Origin of the sequence: Aeromonas sp. Y318-3 (genome assembly GCF_027706185.1) — a bacterium.
Taxonomy (GTDB): domain Bacteria; phylum Pseudomonadota; class Gammaproteobacteria; order Enterobacterales; family Aeromonadaceae; genus Aeromonas; species Aeromonas veronii.
The window spans coordinates 1,834-4,438 of record NZ_JAPDCN010000040.1; the positions used below are offsets into that span (position 1 = coordinate 1,834).

The window sequence follows — 2,605 nt, forward strand, 5'->3', positions numbered from 1 at the left end:
TGCTCTTTAACAATCTGGAAAGCTGATTTAAAAAGTAGTTCTCAAACATTTGTTACAAGTGCTTTGGAAACTTCTTGGCGAAAACCAAATTTTATTTGGTCCTTGTTGTACAGCAACAAGCTGTGCCGGTTTCACCGACACTTCTTGGGGTTGTATGGTTAAGTGACTAAGCGTACATGGTGGATGCCTTGGCAGTCAGAGGCGATGAAGGACGTACTAACCTGCGATAAGCTGTGAGAAGTCGGTAAGAGACGCTATTACTCACAGATTTCCGAATGGGGAAACCCACCCGAGATAACTCGGGTATCTGTTACTGAATACATAGGTAACAGAGGCGAACCGGGAGAACTGAAACATCTAAGTACCCCGAGGAAAAGAAATCAACCGAGATTCCCTCAGTAGCGGCGAGCGAACGGGGATTAGCCCTTAAGCATCTTGGAAGTTAGTGGAACGGTCCTGGAAAGGCCGGCGATACAGGGTGATAGCCCCGTACACGAAAACAACCTTGATGTGAAATCGAGTAGGGCGGGACACGTGACATCCTGTCTGAATATGGGGGGACCATCCTCCAAGGCTAAATACTCCTGACTGACCGATAGTGAACCAGTACCGTGAGGGAAAGGCGAAAAGAACCCCTGTGAGGGGAGTGAAATAGAACCTGAAACCGTGTACGTACAAGCAGTGGGAGCCCTTCGGGGTGACTGCGTACCTTTTGTATAATGGGTCAGCGACTTACATTTTGTAGCGAGGTTAACCGTATAGGGGAGCCGTAGGGAAACCGAGTCTTAACTGGGCGTCTAGTTGCAAGGTGTAGACCCGAAACCGGGTGATCTAGCCATGGGCAGGTTGAAGGTTGAGTAACATCAACTGGAGGACCGAACCCACTAACGTTGCAAAGTTAGGGGATGACCTGTGGCTGGGGGTGAAAGGCCAATCAAACTCGGAGATAGCTGGTTCTCCCCGAAAGCTATTTAGGTAGCGCCTCGGACGAATACTACTGGGGGTAGAGCACTGTTTGGGCTAGGGGGTCATCCCGACTTACCAACCCCATGCAAACTCCGAATACCAGTAAGTACTATCCGGGAGACACACGGCGGGTGCTAACGTCCGTCGTGAAGAGGGAAACAACCCAGACCGCCGGCTAAGGTCCCAAAGTTCTGGTTAAGTGGGAAACGATGTGGGAAGGCTCAGACAGCTAGGATGTTGGCTTAGAAGCAGCCATCATTTAAAGAAAGCGTAATAGCTCACTAGTCGAGTCGGCCTGCGCGGAAGATGTAACGGGGCTCAAACCAGGCACCGAAGCCGCGGATTCACACTTATGTGTGAGTGGTAGGGGAGCGTTCTGTAAGTCTGCGAAGGTGTGTCGAGAGGCATGCTGGAGATATCAGAAGTGCGAATGCTGACGTAAGTAACGATAAAGGGGGTGAAAAGCCTCCTCGCCGGAAGACCAAGGGTTCCTGTCCAACGTTAATCGGGGCAGGGTGAGTCGACCCCTAAGGCGAGGCCGAAAGGCGTAGTCGATGGGAAGCAGGTTAATATTCCTGCACGACTTGTAATTGCGATGGGGGGACGGAGAAGGCTAGGTGGGCCAGGCGACGGTTGTCCTGGTGAAAGTGCGTAGGTGGTGTTTCTAGGCAAATCCGGAGACACAACACTGAGACACGAGACGAACACACTACGGTGTGGAAGCCATTGATGCCCTGCTTCCAGGAAAAGCCTCTAAGCTTCAGATTACAAGTCATCGTACCCCAAACCGACACAGGTGGTCGGGTAGAGAATACCAAGGCGCTTGAGAGAACTCGGGTGAAGGAACTAGGCAAAATAGAACCGTAACTTCGGGAGAAGGTTCGCTCCTGACAGTGAAGTCCCTTGCGGATGGAGCAGTTGGGAGTCGCAGTGACCAGATGGCTGGGACTGTTTATCAAAAACACAGCACTCTGCAAACACGAAAGTGGACGTATAGGGTGTGACACCTGCCCGGTGCCGGAAGGTTAATTGATGGGGTTAGCGCAAGCGAAGCTCTTGATCGAAGCCCCGGTAAACGGCGGCCGTAACTATAACGGTCCTAAGGTAGCGAAATTCCTTGTCGGGTAAGTTCCGACCTGCACGAATGGTGTAACCATGGCCATGCTGTCTCCACCCGAGACTCAGTGAAATCGAATTCGCCGTGAAGATGCGGTGTACCCGCGGCTAGACGGAAAGACCCCGTGAACCTTTACTACAGCTTGGCACTGAACATTGAACCTACATGTGTAGGATAGGTGGGAGGCTTTGAAGGCGTGACGCCAGTTGCGCTGGAGCCGTCCTTGAAATACCACCCTTGTATGTTTGATGTTCTAACGCAGGGCCCTGAATCGGGCTCGCGGACAGTGCCTGGTGGGTAGTTTGACTGGGGCGGTCTCCTCCCAAAGAGTAACGGAGGAGCACGAAGGTTGGCTAATCCTGGTCGGACATCAGGAGGTTAGTGCAATGGCATAAGCCAGCTTAACTGCGAGACGGACAGGTCGAGCAGGTACGAAAGTAGGTCATAGTGATCCGGTGGTTCTGAATGGAAGGGCCATCGCTCAACGGATAAAAGGTACTCCGGGGATAACAGGCTGATACC

General features: G+C 52.1%; 1 rRNA gene. It reads left to right on the forward strand.

Going from position 1 to position 2,605, the window contains the following annotated elements:
• Positions 1–156: 156 nt before the first annotated feature.
• Positions 157–2,605, forward strand: a 23S ribosomal RNA gene (locus tag OKB77_RS23775); the annotation flags it as partial.